Raw genomic sequence first — 19,794 nt, 5'->3', positions numbered from 1 at the left:
GGTTTGGAAGGTGGCTTCGGTAAAGTTCGTGCCGGTAACCTGAACACTGCTCTGAAAGACAGCAGCGACAGCTTCGACCCTTGGGAATCTAGTGCCGCTAACGCAGACGCTCTGCAACTGGGTAAAATCAAACGTGTAGATACTCGTAAAGTGTCTGTACGTTACGACTCTCCTGTATTTGGTGGTTTCAGCACAAGCGTACAATACCAACCTCGCGACAATGCTAATCCTGGCGACAAATACACTCACACTGTGAAAAGCCGTGAATCTTACGATTTGGGCCTGAACTACGAAAACTCTGGCTTCTTCGGTCGCTATGCTGGTTCTTACGCTAAACGCGCTGAATTGGATGCTGGCTACTTGGATGCATTCAACGGCAACACTACTTTGGCTGCCGGTACTTACAAAGATCACCAAGCTCACCGTCTGACTGCTGGTTACGATGCTAACAACCTGATGGTTGCTGTTGTAGGCCAATACGAAGGCTTTAAAGCTGACGTAGCTGGTGCTAAGAAAAACGAACGTACTGAAGTTGGTGCAACTGCTGCTTACCGCTTCGGCAACGTAACTCCTCGTGTTTCTTACGCTCACGGTTTCAAAGCTAAAGAAGAAGGCGTGAAACAAAAGAACAGCGCTTACAACCAAGTTATCGTTGGTGCTGACTACGACTTCTCTAAACGCACTTCTGCCCTGTTGTCTGCCGGCTGGTTGAAAGAAGGCAAAGGCGACTACAAATACGAGAAAACTGCTGGTACTGTTGGCCTGCGTCACAAATTCTAATCTGACTTAAGATTAGTCTGAAAAAGAGCCTGTTTTATACAGGCTCTTTTTGTTTTTGTAAGAAATGTATTTTGTCATTGCAGGGGTAGGTTAAAGTATTTTCAATATTCGTTTTCAGACGGCCTATGGAAATTTAAGTCAGGTTCTATTCAATATATGCTAAATGAAATTTTGGAAATTATTTTGAGTATTATTATAAATAAGTTAATAATATAGGGATGATTATTGGATTGAGTTGATTTTTCTATGTTTCATGCCTAATAATAAAAGGTTCATTTAAGGTAGTTCTAAAGTATTATTAGTATGTAGAATCTGGTTTTAAGATTTGTAAACTTGATTTTAATCAAATTATTGCCGATAGATGATTCATATAATATAAGTGTTTAGAGTATCGATATATCGGGAATAGCCATGTCCTGTCTTGAAATGAAGTGCTTAAGTGGCATTTGGAAACGAATCCTTGTGCTGTTCGCTGTATTTTTCATGATGATGGTAAGCCTGCCTGCTTACGCGGAACGCTTGCCTGATTTCTTGGCAAAAGTTCAGCCGTCTGAAATTTTCCCAGGTGCTGACCGCTACGGTAAGCCTGAAGGTAAGCCCTTGGTTGCTCGCGTGTACAAGGGCGAAGAGCAGCTTGGCTTGGTTTATATCACAACTGACGTAGTCAATACGCGCGGTTATTCGAGCAAACCGATCGATACGATGGTTGCATTGGCCAATGATGGCACTATTGCCGGCGCAAAATTGGTTGAGCACCATGAGCCGATTATGCTGATCGGTATCCCGCAATCCCGTGTCGATAAATTCATTGACAAATATATCGGCTTAAATTTTATTAAAAACCCGCCTCAACCAGGTGTTGCACCAGGGGATATTATTAGTGGTGCGACTGTAACCCTAATGGTCATCAATGACAGTATTCAGCGCTCTGTTAAAGCAGTAATCAATCAATATCATTTGGGTACAGATAAAGCAGTTCAAGCCGGTACGGCAGCTACTTCCGGCGAGCAGTCTGCCGAACCGGCCGTTCAAACTCGTCCGCGTCGTGTTGCCAATCAAGACAAACAAGATATCCTGTCATGGAATGCACTTTTGGAACAAAAAGCCGTCGGTCATCTGCATATTTCTATCGACGAAATCAATAAACTGTTTGAGAAAAGCGGTAAAGCAGGTGTGGCAGATCATGCGGAGCAGGGCGATGGTAATGATACATTTATTGATCTGTATGTTGCCTTGGTCAGCCAACCTTCCATCGGTAAAAGCCTTTTAGGTGAAGCCGGTTGGAACAACCTGCAAAAACGTTTGAAACCTGGCCAAGAAGCCGTGATGGTGGCCGGCGAGGGTCGCTATTCTTGGAAAGGTTCAGGTTATGTCCGCGGCGGTATCTTTGACCGTATTGAAATGATTCAAGGCGATACCAGCTTCCGCTTTACCGATGCGCAACATGAACGTGTAGTTGCTTTATCTGCCGAAGGTGCGCCTGCATTTAAAGAAGTTTCTTGGTTCACTATCCCCGAAGGTGTGGAATTTGATGGTGCTGAACCATGGCGTTTGCAATTGATGATTCAACGCGTATTGAGCGTAAATGATAAGGCATTTGTAACTGCCGATTTGGATTATGAATTGCCAAAAGGCTACTACGTTGACGATCCTAAAGCACCGCCGGTTGAAATTAGTGCACCGGTTGAGCCGGTGGCTGCGGCAGCCTCTGCTCCGGAGGAAAGTACAGGTATTGCAGAAGATGCAACGGCTGAGGAAGGCGTATCCAACCAACTTTGGAAACAGGTTTGGAAAGCCAAACAAGGTCAAATCGTGGTTGTCGGTATTGCTTTGACAATTCTTCTGTTGGTATTCCTGTTCCAAGATTGGATTGTCCGTTACGAAAAATGGTATGACCGATTCCGTCTTTGTTTCCTGACCTTTACGCTGTTTTATATCGGCTGGTATGCTCAGGCACAATTATCGGTAGTGAATACTTTGACGTTGTTCTCAGCTGTTTTGACTGAGTTCCACTGGGAATTTTTCCTGATGGATCCGCTAGTATTCATTCTGTGGCTCTTTACAGCGGCGACCATGCTGTTGTGGAACCGCGGTACATTCTGTGGATGGCTGTGTCCTTTCGGTGCATTGCAAGAGTTAACCAACCGTATCGCCAAAAAATTGGGTCTGAAACAAATTACAGTGCCACACTTGTTGCATACCCGCCTGAGTGCGATTAAATATGTAATTTTCTTCGCTTTGTTGGCAATTTCCCTGTACGATTTGGGTACGGCTGAAAAATTTGCTGAAATTGAGCCTTTCAAAACTGCAATTATTTTGAAATTCATGCGTGAATGGTGGTTTATTCTGTTCGCTGCCGCTTTGCTGATTGCAGGCTTGTTTATCGAACGTTTCTTCTGCCGTTATCTGTGTCCTTTGGGTGCAGGTATCGCATTGCCGGGCCGCTTCCGTGTGTTTGATTGGCTGCGCCGTTATAAAATGTGCGGTAACCCATGCCAGATTTGTACACACGAATGCCCAGTACAGGCGATTGCACCTGAAGGCGACATTCATCCGAACGAATGTATCCAATGTCTGCATTGTCAGGTAATGTATCATCACGATACGCGTTGTCCTCAAGTAGTGGCAACGAATAAGAAAAAACAAAAACAAGCGGCGGCAAAAGCTGAACAGCATGATGCGGCAGCAACGCAAAATACCCAAGAACAAGTCGTCCAGTTTGTTAAAAAAGAATCGGCAATCAGTGTCGACAAGTAGTAATTTATCAATAAAAAAGAGGGCTGTATCGGCAGCCCGACTTAGAAAGTTTTTCATCGGCAGGCCGTCTGAAAAATCGGCCGCCGGATTTTATCCAAGGAGTGTCGTATGTCAGACGAAAAATTAGAACAAAACGGCTTAAGCCGTCGTTCATTCTTAGGTACTGCCGCTGCTTCCGGTGCAGGTATTGCCGGTGCCGGTTTGTTGGGCTTGGCCGGTTGCTCTAACGGCGAGGGTGATAAAGCTGCTGCTTCCGGTGCTGCACCTGCCGAAAAAGCCGCTGCTCATTCTGCCGAACCGGGCAAACAAACTTCCGAAGTCGGTCCAGGCGAACTTGACCAATACTACGGTTTCTTGTCAGGCGGTCAATCAGGCGAAATGCGCTTGATCGGTGTACCTTCTATGCGTGAGTTGATGCGTATCCCTGTATTCAATATGGACAGCGCTACCGGTTGGGGTCGTACCAACGAGAGCCTGCGTATTTTGAATGAAAAAATTACGCCGGAAACCCGTAAATTCCTGCAAGACAGCGGTCTGCGCTGCTACCCTAACGGCGACTTGCACCACCCGCACTTGTCTTTTACCGATCAAACTTATGACGGCCGCTATGCATATGCCAACGATAAAGCAAACAACCGTGTTTGCCGTATCCGCTTGGATGTGATGAAAACCGATAAAATCGTTGAAATTCCAAACGTTTCAGGTGTTCACGGTCTGCGTCCTCAACGCTATCCGAAAACCGGCTACGTCTTTGCCAACGGCGAGCATATCGTTCCTGTTGACGGCGTAGGCAAATGGGATGATCCTAAAACTTGGAATGCCGTTTATACTGCCGTTGACGGCGAAACTATGGACATCGCATGGCAAGTATTGGTAGACGGTAACTTGGATAATGGCGATGCCGACTACCAAGGTAAATACTCTTTCTCTACCTGCTATAACTCTGAGCGTGCTCTGACTGTACAAGGTGCATCTTCTAACGAACAAGACTGGTGTGTGGTATTTAACCTGGCCGCCATCGAAGAAGGCATCAAAAAAGGCGATTTCAAAGAAGTTAACGGCGTGAAAATGTTGGACGGTCGTGCGGAAGCCAACTCTCTATACACTCGTTACATCCCGGTTCCTAACTCTCCTCACGGCTGTAATGCAAGCCCTGACGGAAAATACATTATGCTCAACGGTAAACTGTCTCCAACCGTTACCGTATTGGATGTCAGCAAACTGGATGACTTGTTTGCAGGTAAAATCAAAGAGCGCGATGTTGTCGTAGCCGAGCCTCAACTGGGTCTTGGCCCATTACACACTGCATTTGACGGTCGCGGCAATGCCTATACCACATTGTTTATCGACAGCCAAATGGTGAAATGGAACATCGACGATGCGATTAAAGCCTATAAAGGCGAGAAAATTGATCCGATCAAACAAAAACTCGACGTTCACTATCAACCGGGCCACAACCACACTACCATGGGTGAAACCAAAGAAGCCGACGGTAAATGGTTGGTATCTTTGAACAAGTTCTCTAAAGACCGCTTCTTGAATGCCGGTCCTTTGAAACCTGAGTGTGACCAATTGATCGATATCTCCGGCGACGAAATGCGTCTGGTGCATGACAATCCGACTTTTGCCGAACCGCACGACTTGTGCTTGGTTGCCGCGTCTAAAGTGAACCCAAGCAAAACTTGGGACCGCAAAGACCCATGGTTCTGGCAAGAAGCTTTGGAACAAGCCCAAAAAGACGGTGTTGAGCTGGAAAAAGCTGCCAAAGTCGTACGTGAAGGCAACAAAGTACGCGTGTACATGACTGCCGTTGCGCCTGCTTACAGCGTTCCTCAATTTGAAGTGAACCAAGGCGACGAAGTTACCGTATATGTAACCAACGTTGAGACCATTGAAGACTTGACTCACGGCTTTACTTTGGAAGGTTATGGCATTGCTATGGAGATTGGCCCGCAAGCGACATCTTCTGTAACCTTCAAAGCTGTCCGTCCAGGTGTACACTGGTACTACTGCCAATGGTTCTGCCACGCATTGCACATGGAAATGTCTGGCCAAATGATTGTTAAACCAAAATAATTTCGGTTTGATGATTTAATTCTTCAGGCCGTCTGAAAAAACATTCTTTCAGACGGCCTTTATAGCAAAGTTGTTTGTCGGCCGATATGGCCACAAAATGAAAGCCATCATCAGACAGCTTTGCTATAACACCAAAATACCTGTTTCCGCATCGGTTTATCATGCGGCAAGCAGGCCGTCTGAAACAGAGATATGATTATGACGCACACACAAATCCATCGTTCCAAATGGCAACGTGCCGCACTCGTATTGCTGCTTGGCAGCATGGTTCAGACGGCCTTTGCCGCAGTCATCAACGTATCCGCACAAGACAATCTCAATGATGCTTTGGCGCGCGCCCAAGCCGGCGATACGCTCAAGCTTGCCTCCGGTACATACAAAACCAAACTCTATATCGACAAACCAATTACCATCGAAGGCCCTGCTGACCGTTCCGCCAAGATTGTCGGCGACCGGAGCGGGAGGACGGTTGCCGTTCATGCGCCTGATGTAACTTTGCGCAATCTGACTGTTTCCCATTCCGGCATGAGTTTGCCGGCAATGGATGCCGGTATCTATTTAGAAGAGACGGCAACGCGCGCGCTGGTGGAGCATAATAACATCATCGACAATTCTGTCGGCGTGTATATTCACGGTGCAGCAGAATCCATGGTGCGGGAAAATAAAATCATCGGCGATGCAACCCTGCGCGTCAACGAACGCGGCAACGGTGTAACCGTCTGGAATGCGCCCGGTGCGCAAGTGGTCGATAACGATATTTCTAAAGGCCGTGACGGTATTTTTTCAAATACCAGTACCCATAATACCTACAAAGGCAACCGCTTTAGCGACTTGCGCTTTGCCGTCCATTATATGTACACCAATGACAGCGAAGTCAGCAACAATATCTCCGTCGGCAACAACATGGGTTATGTGCTGATGTTTTCCGAACGCCTGAAAGTGTATGGCAACATTGCCGTTGGCAGCCGCGACCAAGGCATTATGCTCAACTACGTCAATTATTCCGAAATTCACGATAATGTGATCAACAAGGCAGGCAAATGCGTGTTTGCCTACAATGCCAACTACAATAAAATTTTCGACAACCATTTTGAAAACTGTCAAATCGGTATTCACTTTACCGCGGCCATTGAAGGCACAAGCCTGTTCAATAATTCGTTTATCAACAACGAAAGCCAAGTCAAATACGTCAGCACCCGTTTCCTTGATTGGGGCGAGGGTGGTCGCGGCAACTATTGGAGCGATAACAGCGCCTTTGACCTTGACGGCGACGGCTTCGGCGACAGTGCCTACCGTCCCAACGGGATTATCGACCAAATCATCTGGCGCGCACCCGTCGCCCGGTTATTGATGAACAGCCCTGCCATCAGCATTGTCAAATGGGCGCAATCGCAATTTCCCGCCATCCTGCCCGGCGGCGTAATTGACAGCAAGCCTTTGATGAACCCCGTCCGCAATAAAACGACAACCAAATACGAAGCCATGAAGGACGAATTGCTGTATGAAGCAAAAACGCACCAATCCGAATGGGGTAATGCCGAAAACGGTGCGCTGACAGGCGGAAATGCCAATATGTAACCTTTCAGACGGCCCAATATCAAAGGCCGTCTGAAACATTCACTAGAGGAATATCCATGAGCAGTACCAACCACGTTGAATTAAGAAACGTGACCAAGCAGTTTGGCAGCCAAAAGGCCGTCAACCAAGTCGATCTGGTTCTCAAGGCTGGCGAGAGCGTCGGCATGGCAGGACACAATGGTGCAGGCAAATCTACCATTATGAAGCTGATACTCGGTCTGATTACGCCGACCGAGGGAGAAGTGATGCTTTTGGGAGAACCGACCGGCAGTAAAGCAGGGGCGCAGCGTCGCAGCCAAATCGGTTACCTGCCTGAAACGGTTGCATTGCACCCTTCATTGACCGGTATCGAAACCATGGATTTCTATGCCAAACTTAAAAAACAGCCCCTGAGTAAAAACCGCGAATTGCTCGAGCGTGTCGGCATTTCCCAGGCCGCACGCCGCCGCGTCGGCACTTATTCCAAAGGGATGCGCCAACGCCTCGCTTTGGCACAAGCCTTGTTGGGCGAGCCTAAAGTTCTATTGTTTGACGAGCCGACTACCGGCCTTGATCCGGCTTCGCGTCAAATGTTTTATGAAGTTGTGCGCGAACTCAATGGGCGCGGCGCAACCGTATTGCTCAGCACCCACGCACTGGCCGAGCTTGACGGCCACGCCGACCGCATTATCGTCATGAAAAACGGTGTGAAAGTTGCCGATGGCAGCATGGATGAGTTGCATGTCCAAAGTGGTTTGCCGTTGACCGTCAATGTCCGTTTGAAAGAAGCGCGTCCGTTGAGCGAGCGTTGGCAGCCGCTTTCAGACGGCCTGTCGTATAAAGCGCAATGTAAAGCAGAAGAGCGCATGGCTCTTTTGAGCGAATTGGGTGATTTGGGCAGTCTTGCCTACATCGATATCCACACGCCTACACTTGACGATATGTACGCGCAATTCTTGAAGAGGGAAGACGTATGAACCCCGTTTGGATTATTACCGGCAAAGAAGTCCGCGACAGCCTGCGCAACCGTTGGGTTCTTGCCGCCGCACTTTTGCTTGCCGCATTGGCACTGTCATTAGGCTTTCTCGGCAGCTCGCCTACCGGTTCGGTCAAGGTTGATCCCTTGACGGTAACCGTAGTCAGTCTGTCCAGCCTGTCTATCTTCTTGATTCCGCTGATTGCGATGTTGCTCTCTTATGATGCACTGATTGGCGAAATCGAGCGCGGTACAATGGCGTTGCTGCTAAGTTACCCCATCTCGCGCAACCAAATCCTTGCCGGTAAATTTATCGGCCATCTCATCATTCTTGCCCTTGCTACCACGGCAGGCTACGGATTGGCAGGTATTACCCTTCAGCTTGCCAACGGCGGTTTTGATATTACCGCATGGCAGCCTTTCGCCCTTTTGATTGCTGCCAGCGTGATTCTTGGCGCAGCCTTTTTGTCCATGGGATATTTGATTAGCGCGAAAGTCAAAGAACGCGGTACCGCCGCCGGTATCGCCATCGGCGTATGGCTGTTTTTTGTGGTGATTTTCGATATGGCGCTTTTGGGTGTTTTGGTTGCCGATACCGAACAAGTCATTACCGCGCCTGTAGTGGAAACCGTTCTTCTGTTCAACCCCGCAGACATATATCGCCTGCTGAACCTGACGGGTTACGAAAATACAGCCATGTATGCCGGCATGGCGGGTTTGAGCGAACAAATCAGCCTGAGTATGCCTGTTTTGCTGACGGCTCAGGTATTATGGGTTATCATTCCTTTGATTTTAGCCGCCTGGATTTTCGGAAAGCGACAAATATGAGAAAAATATTATTGACAACCTTCACACTCATCGCATTGGCAGCCTGCAGCAAGCAGGACAACAGCCCTCCGCCTGCGCCCCAACAAATTAGCGACAGCGCAGTCGGTCACTACTGCAGCATGAATTTGACCGAACACAACGGCCCTAAAGCGCAAATCTTCTTGAACGGCAAACCTGACAAACCGGTTTGGTTTTCCACCATCAAGCAAATGTTCGGCTACACCAAACTGCCCGAAGAGCCGAAAGGCATTCATGTCATCTATGTTACCGATATGGGTAAAGTCAAAGATTGGGAAAAACCCAATGCTGACGCCGAATGGATAGATGCGAAAAAAGCCTATTACGTTATCGAAAGCAGCTTTATCGGCGGCATGGGTGCGGAAGATGCGCTTCCGTTTGCCGACAAGGCTCAGGCTGAAAAATTCGCCAAAGAAAAAGGCGGCAGAGTAGTCGGTTTTGCAGAGATGCCCGACGAATACATTTTCAAATAAAACAACCAATAAAGGCCGTCTGAAACAGTTTCAGACGGCCTTTGTGTTGGAAGCTGCCGATTGCTGATTTAATGAATGCGGCTTTCAATATAAAGATAAAAAATCTAAGGAATACTTTATGTCCACCCCTTTAACGCGCCGCCGTTTCCTTGCCATAGCTGCCACCCTTGCCGCCGGTGTCGGCATTCCTTTTGCCATCAGCCGCAAAACCAATCAACCGACTCATCCGACCAGCCCAAATCAAGAAGAGCAGCCAGTTATTTGGAGAGGCATTGCATTGGGTTCGGGCGCGGAATTGCGGTTGTTCGGCGTTGAGCGCAAGCAGGCAGAAATATTGGTCAACAAAGTATTAGCGGAAGTTTCACGGTTGGAAAAAATCTTCAGCCTGTATCGGGATGACAGCCTGATCAGCCGCTTAAACCGAGAAGGCCGTCTGAAAAATCCGCCATCCGATTTTTTGCAGCTGCTCAGTATCAGCCGAGATATTCATCGGCTGACGCAAGGCGCATTTGATCCCAGTATTCAGCCTTTGTGGAATCTGTATGCCGACCACTTCAGACGAAACCCTAAAACCGAAACGCCGCCGTCCGAACGCAGCATCAAAGATACGCTTAAATTAGTGGATTTCAACAAAGTCGATTTTGATACCAAAGAAATCCGTTTTGCCCAAAAAGGCATGGGCTTGTCGCTTAACGGCATTGCCCAAGGCTATATCACCGACAAAGTAGCCGAATTGTTGAAGCAGCAAGGTGTTTCTCAGGCATTGATTGATATGGGGGAGATTTACGGTTTTGATAATGCCAACCAGCGCGAGTGGAATGTCAGCATCCGCAATCCCGACCAAGAAGACCAAATCCTGACCACCATTGCCATGAAAAATCAAGCCTTTGCCACATCAGGCGGCTATGGCACGGTGATGGACGAAGCTGGCAAATTTACCCATCTTTTTGATCCGCGTACAGGCGGAAGCCAACCGCGCTATAAAAGCATGAGCGTCATGGCGGAAAGTGCGGCAGTTGCCGATGCTTTTTCTACCGCATTTTCTATTATGGATGAAGCGGCCATCCGAGCAGCGGCCCAAGTTAAAAAGGCACAGGTTTGGCTGGTGATGCCAAATAATGAATTGAAGAAGATTTGAGATTGAGAAAAAGAATAGTTTTGCCAGTTGCTTTGAATATATGAATAAGGGAAAGTCTAAAATATTGAAATAATGAAATATAAAAAAAGAAGGGCTGCCCAAGGGGCAACCCTGAAACTCTTGCAGCTGGGAGTAATTAGCAAGAGATTACGACACTTAAAACAAAAATTCACTCATTTCAAAGCACGAAGCTTTAATATCTAAGCAAAACGGTATTTCGACCGCTCAAACCCCTTCGATACGGAGAAACACAACATACATGGGAAAATCCGACAAAGTGGTTTGAAGCAATTCAGATGAACGGTCTGTAATGCAGATAACCGGATGTCTTTAGATAAACGGTATAATATCAGGATAAGCGGAACATTACTAGTGAATATTATAAAAAAGTAGAATAATTCATTTAGTGATTGATTATATTGAATAAAAACATGATTTCTTATTGAACTTTTTTACAACATATTGATTTGGTTTTAAAAAGGGAATTACGTAAGTATTTGGCGTTAATCAAAAAACTTGTTTTGAGCTTTGGGAATAGATCATCAATAGAAAAAGGCCGTCTGAATGTTCAGACGGCCTTTTTTCAAAAAGTTACTTATTTGGTTGCAGAAGCAGTAGAAGCAGCTTCGGCTTGAGCGCCTGCAGCTGCGTTTTCACCCCATGCAGCAGGATATTTGTAACCGGCAAAGCGTTTTTGTGAGTAAGCTTTGAACTCGTCAGAGTTGTAGGCTTCGGTTACATCTTTCAGCCATTGGCTGTCTTTGTCGGCAGTGCGGACGGCAGACCAGTTAACGTAGGCAAAGCTTGGCTCTTGGAACAGGGCTTCGGTCAGTTTCATGCCGCTGCTCATGGCGTAGTTGCCGTTAACGATGGCAAAGTCAACGTCGGCACGGCTGCGTGGCAGTTGGGCGGCTTCAAGCTCTACGATTTGGATATTTTTTGGATTCTCGGCAATATCGTTTTTAGAAGCAGTCAGCGGATCAACGTCGGCTTTCAGTTTAATCCAGCCCAATTCGTTCAACATAACCAATGCACGGGCAAAGTTGGATGGGTCGTTAGGCGCAGAAACGCTGACGCCGTCTTTCACTTCGTCCAAAGATTTCAGTTTGCCAGGGTACAGGCCCAAAGGTGCAGTCGGTACTTGGAAGGCTTCAGTGATGTCCAGTTTGTGTTCTTTTTTGAAGTCATCCAGATAAGGTTTGTGTTGGAAGATGTTGATGTCCAATTCGCCTTCAGCCAAAGCAAGGTTGGGGCGCACATAGTCGGTGAACTCGATCAGTTTGACTTTATAGCCTTTTTTCTCCAAAGCCGGTTGGATTTGGTCTTTTACCATATCGCCGAAGTCGCCGACGGTTGTACCGAAGACGATTTCTTTTTTCTCTGCGCCGTTGTCGGCAGAAGAAGCAGCAGAGGCAGCAGGCGCGCTGTCTTTTTGACCACCGCAGGCAGCCAATACGATGGCCAGCGCAGCAGCAGAAAGGGTTTTGAAGAATGTGTTGGTTTTCATATTTTGCTCCAGATGGATGATAAAACGGTTTCAGACGGCCTTAAGCTGCCGCCGTCAAAAAAAGAGGAATTGTAAATCTATTTTGGGAATATGAGGGTGTTTTTTGTAGATTTATTTGGTATATCCTAATATGTTCTAAATAGATAACAGGCCGTCTGAAAAATAGTAAGTCCATTTCAGACGGCCTGGTTTGTTTAACGTTTATCCAGTTTGCGCGCCAATCTGTTGCCGATACCTTGAATCAGGATAACGAGTAAAACCAGGATGGCAACGATGAAGATGATGACTTCCATTTGATAGCGGTAGTAGCCGTAACGGATAGCAAGGTCGCCCAAACCGCCGCCGCCAATCATACCTGCCGCCGCGCTGTACGACAAAAGGCCAATAGCCAGTACGGTAATGCTGGAAACCATACCTGCGCGCGCTTCATTCAAAAGCACTTTGCAGATGATGCTCATGGGTGAGGCACCCATTGCGGAGGCCGCTTCAATTACGCCTCTGGGTACTTCGCGCAGGTTTTGCTCAACCAGACGGGCGAAGTAGAATAGGCCGGATACGCTCAATACCAATGAGGCGGCAACCGGGCCGATGGTCGTGCCGATGATGGCGCGTGTAACAGGAATCATGGCAATCATCAGGATGACGAAAGGGAATGCGCGCATCAGGTTGACCAGGTTGTCCAAAAACAAATTCAGCTGTTTGTTGTAGTGCAACTGATGACTTGACGTCACAAACAGCAATACGCCCAAAATCGTACCGAAGATAACGGCGAAAGTAGTCGATAGGCCGACCATAATAAAGGTTTCGCCCAAGGCTTGGATAATTTCGCCCTTCATGCTGACGATGGTCTCAACAGCACTTTCAAATGTTAAATCTGCCATATTAGTCCTCTCGAATCAGCTCTTGCCCGATTTCGGATTGGGCATGGATTTGGTTGCCGTGTACTTCAACGATTTCCAGCAGACGGCCTTTATCCAAGAGGGCGGCACGGTCGCACAGGCGGCGGATAACGCTCATTTCGTGGGTAACGATGACGATGGTTACGTTGAAACGTCGGTTGATGTCTTCCAAACATTTCAAAACGCTGCGCGTAGTGGCGGGGTCGAGGGCGGAAGTGGGTTCGTCGGCGAGGATGACTTGAGGTTGCGGCGCCAGCGCACGGGCAATGCCGACACGTTGTTTTTGACCGCCGGAAAGTTGGGACGGGTAATGGTTGGCACGGTCTTGCAAGTCGACAATTTCCAAACATTCTTCAACACGCGCTTGGATTTTTTTAGACGGCCATTTGGCAATTTCTAAAGGGAAGGCGACGTTTTCGGCAACGGTACGGTTGCTCAATAGGTTGAACTGTTGGAATACCATGCCGATGTTTTGTCGGGCGTGGCGCAGTTGCGTGGCGTTGAGTGCGGTCAGCTCTTGGCCGCACACGCTGACGGTACCTGTATCCGGACGTTCCAATAAGTTAATCAGGCGCAGCAGGGTGGATTTGCCTGCGCCGGAATAGCCCATCAAGCCAAAGATTTCACCCTGTTTGATTTCGAGGCTGGTCGGCTCGACGGCGACAAAGTCTTTGTTGTCGCGTGTTTGATAGTGTTTGGAGACGTGATCCAGAATAATCATGGTTTATCCGTGTTTTCTTTAATTCGTGTGGCCATCAGGGTGTGCAGACGGCGGTTGTCGGCGCGTGCGACGGTAAATTGCAGGCTGCCGATGATGACTTTTTCGCCGCGTACGGGCAGGTGTCCCAATTCTTGAATGACCAGGCCACCGATGGTATCGGCTTCTTCGCTGCTGTATTCCGTACCGAAGAAGGTGTTGATGTCTTTGATTTCGGTGGCAGCGTGGATGCGCCAGCGTTCGGAAGAAACGGCGTGGATATTGTCGGCGCTGTCGTCTTCATCAAATTCGTCTTCGATGTCGCCGACGATTTGCTCGATGATGTCTTCAAAGGTTACCAGGCCGGATGTACCGCCGTATTCGTCAATGACAATCGCCATGTGGTTGCGTTGTTCGCGGAATTCTTTTAAAAGGGAGGCCAGTGATTTGCCTTCGGGGACGAAAACGGCAGGGCGCAAGACGGATTTCAGGTGGAACTGCTCGGGGTTGAACATATATTTGAGCAGGTCTTTGGCGTGCAAAATACCCAAAACTTCGTCTTTGTCTTCACCAATGACGGGGAAACGCGAATGGGCGGTTTCGATGACGTAGGCCGTGATGCGCTCGATGCTGTCGTTCTCTTTCAATACGTTCATGCGGCTGCGCGTAATCATGGCGTCGCGCACTTCCAGCTCGGCAAAGTCCAATACTTTTTCCAGCCGGGTCAGTGTGTCGGCGTCAAAAACTTCCTGCTCGTGCGCTTGGCGTAGCAGGGTCAATACGTCTTCGGCGGAGTCGGGCTCGCCGGCAAGTCGGGAGATCAGGCGTTCGAAAAACTTGGGTTTCGACTGCGTACCGTCCATTTTAATATTCGTCCTCTTGGTAGGGGTTGGGGAAGCCTGCCGCCAGCATCAGGCGGATTTCTTCGGCTTCCATTATTTCGGCTTCATTGTCTTCGATGTGGTCGTGGCCCATCAGGTGTAAAGTACCGTGTATGGTCAGGTGGGCAAAATGCTGCTCAGGTGTTTTGCCTTGTTCGGCGGCTTCTTTCAAAACCACTTGCGGGCAAATCACCAAATCGCCATACAGACCGTCTGAAAGCTGGTCGGGCAGGATTTCGCCTTCGTTGAGCGCGAAACTCAATACATTGGTGGCGTAATCTTTGCCTCGGTAGTCGCGGTTGTAAGCGCGGGCTTCTTCTTCGTCCAGAAGAATCAGGCTGATGTCTGCGCGGCGGTATTCGTTTTTTAAGGCAGACCACGCCCAGCGGTAGAAGTCGTTCTCTGAAGGAAGGTTGACGGCGGAAGAAGCGTTTTCAAAGTTCAGATGAAAACGTTGCCGTTGTAAGGATAAAAAAGGATATTGTTTGGCGCGTTTCATGTTGTCCGGAAAATTTGGTTTTTAGGCGTAAATATAACATATTCACCCCCATGGCGTCTGAAAAACCGCCCAAAATATGATAGACTTCATGCCGTTTTCCATCTTTCAGGCAACCATTATGAACCCGAAAAAACTCGTTATCGCCAGTCGCGAAAGCCTGCTTGCCATGTGGCAGGCAAAACATATCCAAGGCCGTCTGAAAGCCCTGTATCCCGATTGCGAAGTCGAGATTTTGGGCATGACCACGCGCGGCGACCAGATTTTGGACAGAACTTTGTCAAAAGTCGGCGGTAAAGGCTTGTTTGTCAAGGAGTTGGAACAGGCTTTGTATGACGGTCGGGCTGACTTGGCCGTGCATTCTATTAAAGATGTACCGATGGATTTGCCTGAAGGTTTCGCGCTTGCGGTCATCGGCGAACGCGCCAATCCGTTTGACGCATTTGTGTCCAACCAATACGCGCGTTTGGAAGAAATGCCCAAAGGCGCCGTCGTCGGTACATCCAGCCTGCGCCGCGAAGCCCAGTTGCGTGCGCGCTATCCGCATTTGGTTATCAAACCTTTGCGCGGCAATGTGCAAACCCGTTTGTCCAAACTCGATAACGGCGAGTACGACGCGATTATCTTGGCCGCCGCCGGTTTGCAGCGTTTGGAGTTGGACGAACGCATCCGCATGATTTTGTCGGAATCCGACAGCCTGCCTGCCGCCGGACAAGGCGCATTGGGTATTGAAATTGCAGCGCATCGCGAAGATTTGTACGAAGTCTTAAAGCCATTGAACCACGATACCACACACGCCTGCGTGACGGCCGAGCGTGCGTTGGCGCGCGCTTTGGGCGGAAGCTGCCAAGTGCCGCTGGCCGCATATTGCACTGAAGAAAACGGCTTGCTGACCTTGCGCGGCTTGGTTGGCCATCCTGACGGTTCGGTCATTTTGCAGGCGGACGCGCAAGCCCCTACTGAATACGCCGATGCCTTGGGTCGTGCAGTCGCCAAAAAACTCGCAGATGATGGTGCGGAAGAATTGATTGCCGCCGTATTGCAAGAACAGGCTTAAAACAGCATAGATCATTTAAAAGGCCGTCTGAAACTTTCAGACGGCCTTTATTTTTTGATGCTTAAGGATTCATAATCCGCGCAACCAAAGCTTTTTCTTTGCCTTGCATATTCGGGATTTTGACCTGAATACCGTTGCCTGGGGCAACATCGACAGGCTGGCCTTTGCGGGTCATTTGTTCCAATTTGATGGTTTGGTTGCCGCTCGGGTGGATGATTTCGAGTGAATCGCCGATGGCAAAGCGGTTTTTGACTTCGATAGTCGCCCAGCCGTTTTCATCGATTTCGGTAACGTGGCCGACATATTGGCTTTGTTTGGCGATGGAGTGGCCGGTCAGGTAGTTTTGGTAATCCTGAGTTTGGTGGCGCTCAAGGAAGCCGCTGGTGTAGCCGCGGTTAGCAAGGCCTTCGAGTTCGCTCAACAAGCCGTAGTCAAACGGACGGCCTGCAACGGCATCGTCAATCGCTTTGCGGTAGGACTGGGCCACGCGTGCAACATAATAAAGCGACTTGGTACGGCCTTCGACTTTGAGGCTGTCCACGCCGATTTTGGCCAGTTTTTCAACCACTTCGATGCCGCGAAGGTCTTTGGAGTTCATGATATAGGTGCCGTGTTCGTCTTCCATAATCGGCATCATTTCGCCCGGGCGGTTGGACTCTTCAATCAGGAAAACTTTGTCAGCGTATGGGTGGCGTTTTTGACCATTGATGCCTTCAAAGTTTTGGTTGGCTTCTTCTTGGGCTTTTTCAAAGTTGAAACCTTGCAGAAGTTGGGCGTCGCCCGCATCGCTTTCAACGGCGTTGTGAACCTTGTAGTCCCAACGGCAGGAGTTGGTGCAGGTGCCTTGGTTGGGGTCGCGGTGGTTGAAATAGCCGGAGAGCAGGCAACGGCCGGAGTAGGCGATACACAATGCGCCGTGGATGAAGACTTCGAGTTCGATGTCGGGGCATTCTTGGCGGATTTCGGCGATTTCTTCCATGCTCAACTCGCGTGATAGAATAATGCGTTCGACACCGATGTTTTGCCAGAATTTCACGCCCCAGTAGTTGGTGGTGTTGGCCTGAACGGACAGGTGAATCGGCATTTCCGGCCATTTTTCGCGCACAGTCATGATTAAGCCCGGATCCGCCATAATCAGCGCGTCGGGTTTCATGGCAATCAAGGGCTCCATATCGGAAACAAAGGTTTTGAGTTTGGAATTGTGCGGCAGGGTGTTGACGGTCAGGAAGAATTTTTTGTTGCGCTCGTGCGCTTCTTTAATGCCTTGCTCGAGAACGTCGAGTTTGGCAAATTCGTTGTTGCGGGCGCGCAGGGAGTAACGTGGGCTGCCGGCGTAAACGGCATCTGCGCCATAATCGTAGGCGGCGCGCATACGTTCGAGGCCGCCTGCAGGCAATAAGAGTTCGGGTGCTTTCATGTTTTATGCTTTTTAAAATGTTTTCAGACGGCCTTCAAGGGAAGAGGGAAGGCCGTCTGAAAGATGTTTGAAGAATGGGCGGATTATCCGCTGTTTTTGTGTTTCGGTCAATTTTGTGTCGGGTTTGCGCTTTGTTTTTTATACGGAAAATGTCTAATATGATGAAAGGTGAAAAGGGGCTGCAATTCATTGGAAATGTAAAAAAACAGGGTTGGGCGGAATAATTTAACAAAAAACCGTTCAAGCAATGTATTTTCTTGTAAAATATCAAGCTTCATTTTAAAAAATATTCGGATTAGTTACCGATTTTGACCGACGGAAGGGTTATGGATTTTCGTTTTGACATTATTTATGAATACCGCTGGATGTTTTTATACGGCGTGTTGACAACGCTGGGACTGACGGTGGTTGCAACGGCAGGCGGCTCAGTTTTGGGTTTGCTGCTGGCATTGGCGCGTTTGATCAATCCGGAAAAAGCCGGTGTGCCGATGCGTGCCTTGGCTTGGGTGTTGCGTAAGATTTCTTTTTGGTATGTTACGCTGTTCCGCGGTACGCCATTGTTTGTACAAATTGTGATTTGGGCTTATGTTTGGTTCCCATTTTTCGTTCATCCGGCCGACGGTGTATTGATTAGCGGCGAAGCAGCCATTGATTTGCGCCGTTCTTATGGTGCGTTGATTGCCGGCTCTTTGGCGTTGATTGCGAACTCGGGTGCATATATTTGTGAGATTTTCCGTGCCGGTATCCAGTCGATTGATAAGGGCCAAATGGAAGCTGCGCGTTCTTTGGGTCTGACCTATACTCAGGCAATGCGTTATGTGATTTTGCCGCAAGCTTTGCGCCGTATGTTGCCGCCATTGGCCAGTGAGTTTATTACGTTATTGAAAGACAGCTCATTGCTTTCTGTTATTGGCGTGGCAGAGTTGGCTTATGTACAAAGCACGATTACCGGACGCTATTCTGTCTATGAAGAGCCGCTTTATACAATCGCGCTGATTTATTTGGTGCTGACAAGCTTTTTGGGTTGGGTATTCCTGCGATTGGAAAGCCGTTACAATCCGCAACACCGCTAATCGGTTTGAATCAAAAAAGGAAGACTTTTTCAAGTCTTCCTTTTTTATTTGCCGTCAATGTTTCAGACGGTCTGAAATCAGAATGCTTCGCCGACTTTGACACCGCCTGCGATGTCTTTGGGCGTTGCCAGTTTGGCAGTTGCCTGTTGGGCGGCTTGGAATGCTTCGGTTGCCATGATGTCGGCAGCTTCTTGTACGGTTAATGTGTTGGCCATGTATTGCCAACGTGCTGCCAAGTCAGCGTTTGCCGGTGCGTGGAAACCGTCTCGCAATTCATCTACCAAGTCAGGGCGGTTGCATACCAGTACAATATCGCAGCCTGCTTCAAAAGAAAGTCGGGCGCGTTCTTTAATACCGCCGACACCGCATGCGCCTTCCATGGTCAGGTCGTCTGAAAAGATAACGCCGTTAAATCCGATTTCTTGGCGCAGGATTTGTTTCAGCCATTTTTCGGAGAAGCCGGCAGGTTGGCTGTCGATTTGCGGGTATACGACGTGGGCAGGCATGACTGCGGCCATGCCTGCCTGGCTCAGTGCTCGGAAGGGGATAAGGTCTGCGGCTTCGAGTGCTTCGCGGCTGCGTTCGTCGCAAGGCAGGACGTGATGGCTGTCGCCTTCGACAAAGCCGTGGCCGGGGAAGTGTTTGCCGCAAGATTTCATGCCGCCTTTGTTCAGGCCTTTTTGTAAGGCAAGGGCAAGCTGGGTCACGATGTTGGCGTCGCGGTGGAAACTGCGGTTGCCGATGACGGCGCATTGACCCCAGTCCAAATCCAATACAGGCGTAAAGGATAGGTCGATACCGCAGGCGGAGAGTTCGGTTGCTAAAACCCAGCCGACTTGTTCTGCTTGGGCGCAGGCGGCTTCTTTGCCTTCGTTATCCCAAATTTCGCCCAATACGTTCATGGCCGGCAGGCGGGTGAAGCCGTCAATAAAACGTTGAACCCGTCCGCCTTCGTGGTCGACGGCGATGATGAGTTCAGGAGTACGGACGGCTTTGATTTCTTGAACCAAAGCTTTGAGCTGGGAAACGTTTTCAAAGTTGCGGCGGAACAAAATAACGCCACCGACGGCAGGGTCGAGCAGGCGTTGTTTTTCTTCTTCGGTCAGATGATAGGAGGCGACGTCGGCCATGACTGGGCCGCGTGGAAGATGAGGCGTATTCATT

At 48.8% G+C, this 19,794-nt stretch carries 17 protein-coding genes; 10 read left to right on the top strand and 7 right to left on the bottom strand.

The window, feature by feature from the left end; all coding sequences use genetic code 11:
- From HMPREF2560_RS00355 to HMPREF2560_RS00320, 8 genes are all read left to right on the top strand, one after another.
- On the top strand, positions 1-780 hold a 780-nt coding region (locus HMPREF2560_RS00355), incomplete at its 5' end, for a porin (RefSeq protein ID WP_283132693.1).
- Between the two features lie 411 nt (positions 781-1,191).
- Positions 1,192-3,537, top strand: a complete 2,346-nt coding sequence (locus tag HMPREF2560_RS00350; protein ID WP_210400409.1) for a NosR/NirI family protein — start codon at positions 1,192-1,194, stop codon at positions 3,535-3,537.
- A gap of 108 nt (positions 3,538-3,645) precedes the next feature.
- The gene (gene nosZ, locus HMPREF2560_RS00345) at positions 3,646-5,613 is read left to right on the top strand and encodes a TAT-dependent nitrous-oxide reductase (protein ID WP_070873639.1); all 1,968 of its coding nucleotides are present in this window, start codon (positions 3,646-3,648) and stop codon (positions 5,611-5,613) included.
- Positions 5,614-5,805: 192 nt separating this feature from the next.
- Positions 5,806-7,191, top strand: a complete 1,386-nt coding sequence (locus tag HMPREF2560_RS00340) for a nitrous oxide reductase family maturation protein NosD (protein WP_070873638.1) — start codon at positions 5,806-5,808, stop codon at positions 7,189-7,191.
- Positions 7,192-7,247: 56 nt separating this feature from the next.
- Positions 7,248-8,147 (top strand): ABC transporter ATP-binding protein, encoded by a 900-nt coding sequence (locus HMPREF2560_RS00335; protein ID WP_070873637.1) that lies wholly within the window; start codon positions 7,248-7,250, stop codon positions 8,145-8,147.
- On the top strand, positions 8,144-8,974 hold the full coding sequence (locus tag HMPREF2560_RS00330) for an ABC transporter permease (protein ID WP_070873636.1): 831 nt from the start codon (positions 8,144-8,146) through the stop codon (positions 8,972-8,974). Before HMPREF2560_RS00335 ends, HMPREF2560_RS00330 begins: the two co-directional genes overlap by 4 nt.
- The gene (locus HMPREF2560_RS00325; RefSeq protein ID WP_070695420.1) at positions 8,971-9,465 is read left to right on the top strand and encodes a nitrous oxide reductase accessory protein NosL; all 495 of its coding nucleotides are present in this window, start codon (positions 8,971-8,973) and stop codon (positions 9,463-9,465) included. Before HMPREF2560_RS00330 ends, HMPREF2560_RS00325 begins: the two co-directional genes overlap by 4 nt.
- Positions 9,466-9,583: 118 nt before the next feature.
- Positions 9,584-10,603 (top strand): FAD:protein FMN transferase, encoded by a 1,020-nt coding sequence (locus HMPREF2560_RS00320; protein ID WP_070873635.1) that lies wholly within the window; start codon positions 9,584-9,586, stop codon positions 10,601-10,603.
- 595 nt (positions 10,604-11,198) lie between these two features.
- Here the strand turns inward: HMPREF2560_RS00320 and HMPREF2560_RS00315 are convergent.
- From HMPREF2560_RS00315 to ybeY, 5 genes are all read right to left on the bottom strand, one after another.
- Positions 11,199-12,110: a MetQ/NlpA family ABC transporter substrate-binding protein gene (locus tag HMPREF2560_RS00315; protein ID WP_070587443.1), complete on the bottom strand. Its 912-nt coding sequence runs from the start codon at positions 12,108-12,110 to the stop codon at positions 11,199-11,201.
- 194 nt (positions 12,111-12,304) lie between these two features.
- Positions 12,305-12,991, bottom strand: coding sequence for a methionine ABC transporter permease (locus tag HMPREF2560_RS00310; RefSeq protein WP_070587440.1), 687 nt, complete (start codon positions 12,989-12,991; stop codon positions 12,305-12,307).
- A 1-nt stretch (position 12,992) separates the two neighbouring features.
- Positions 12,993-13,730: a methionine ABC transporter ATP-binding protein gene (locus HMPREF2560_RS00305; protein ID WP_004519679.1), complete on the bottom strand. Its 738-nt coding sequence runs from the start codon at positions 13,728-13,730 to the stop codon at positions 12,993-12,995.
- Entirely contained in the window at positions 13,727-14,569 is an 843-nt protein-coding gene (locus tag HMPREF2560_RS00300; RefSeq protein WP_070873634.1) for an HlyC/CorC family transporter, read from the bottom strand. Before HMPREF2560_RS00300 ends, HMPREF2560_RS00305 begins: the two co-directional genes overlap by 4 nt.
- Position 14,570: 1 nt before the next feature.
- Positions 14,571-15,086 (bottom strand): rRNA maturation RNase YbeY, encoded by a 516-nt coding sequence (ybeY, locus tag HMPREF2560_RS00295; protein WP_070606791.1) that lies wholly within the window; start codon positions 15,084-15,086, stop codon positions 14,571-14,573.
- Positions 15,087-15,204: 118 nt separating this feature from the next.
- On the opposite strand from ybeY, the gene hemC reads away from it, so the two are divergent.
- A complete protein-coding gene (gene hemC, locus HMPREF2560_RS00290; protein ID WP_141748404.1) occupies positions 15,205-16,140 on the top strand; it encodes a hydroxymethylbilane synthase in 936 nt (311 codons plus the stop codon).
- 61 nt (positions 16,141-16,201) lie between these two features.
- Here hemC and yegQ read toward each other — a convergent pair whose 3' ends face one another.
- Positions 16,202-17,557 (bottom strand): prephenate-dependent tRNA uridine(34) hydroxylase TrhP, encoded by a 1,356-nt coding sequence (gene yegQ / locus HMPREF2560_RS00285; RefSeq protein WP_070606783.1) that lies wholly within the window; start codon positions 17,555-17,557, stop codon positions 16,202-16,204.
- Between the two features lie 326 nt (positions 17,558-17,883).
- Here yegQ and HMPREF2560_RS00280 point away from each other — a divergent pair, with 326 nt between their 5' ends.
- Complete coding sequence (locus HMPREF2560_RS00280) at positions 17,884-18,630, top strand: amino acid ABC transporter permease (protein WP_070606779.1); 747 nt, start codon at positions 17,884-17,886, stop codon at positions 18,628-18,630.
- A gap of 77 nt (positions 18,631-18,707) precedes the next feature.
- Here the strand turns inward: HMPREF2560_RS00280 and nagZ are convergent, their stop codons facing one another.
- Complete coding sequence (nagZ, locus tag HMPREF2560_RS00275) at positions 18,708-19,793, bottom strand: beta-N-acetylhexosaminidase (protein WP_070606775.1); 1,086 nt, start codon at positions 19,791-19,793, stop codon at positions 18,708-18,710.
- Position 19,794 lies beyond the last annotated feature (1 nt).

It is taken from the genome of Neisseria sp. HMSC078H04 (assembly GCF_001838135.1).
GTDB lineage: Bacteria > Pseudomonadota > Gammaproteobacteria > Burkholderiales > Neisseriaceae > Neisseria.
The sequence above is the reverse complement of the archived record's forward strand: the minus strand, read 5'-3'. Positions and strand labels throughout refer to the sequence as shown.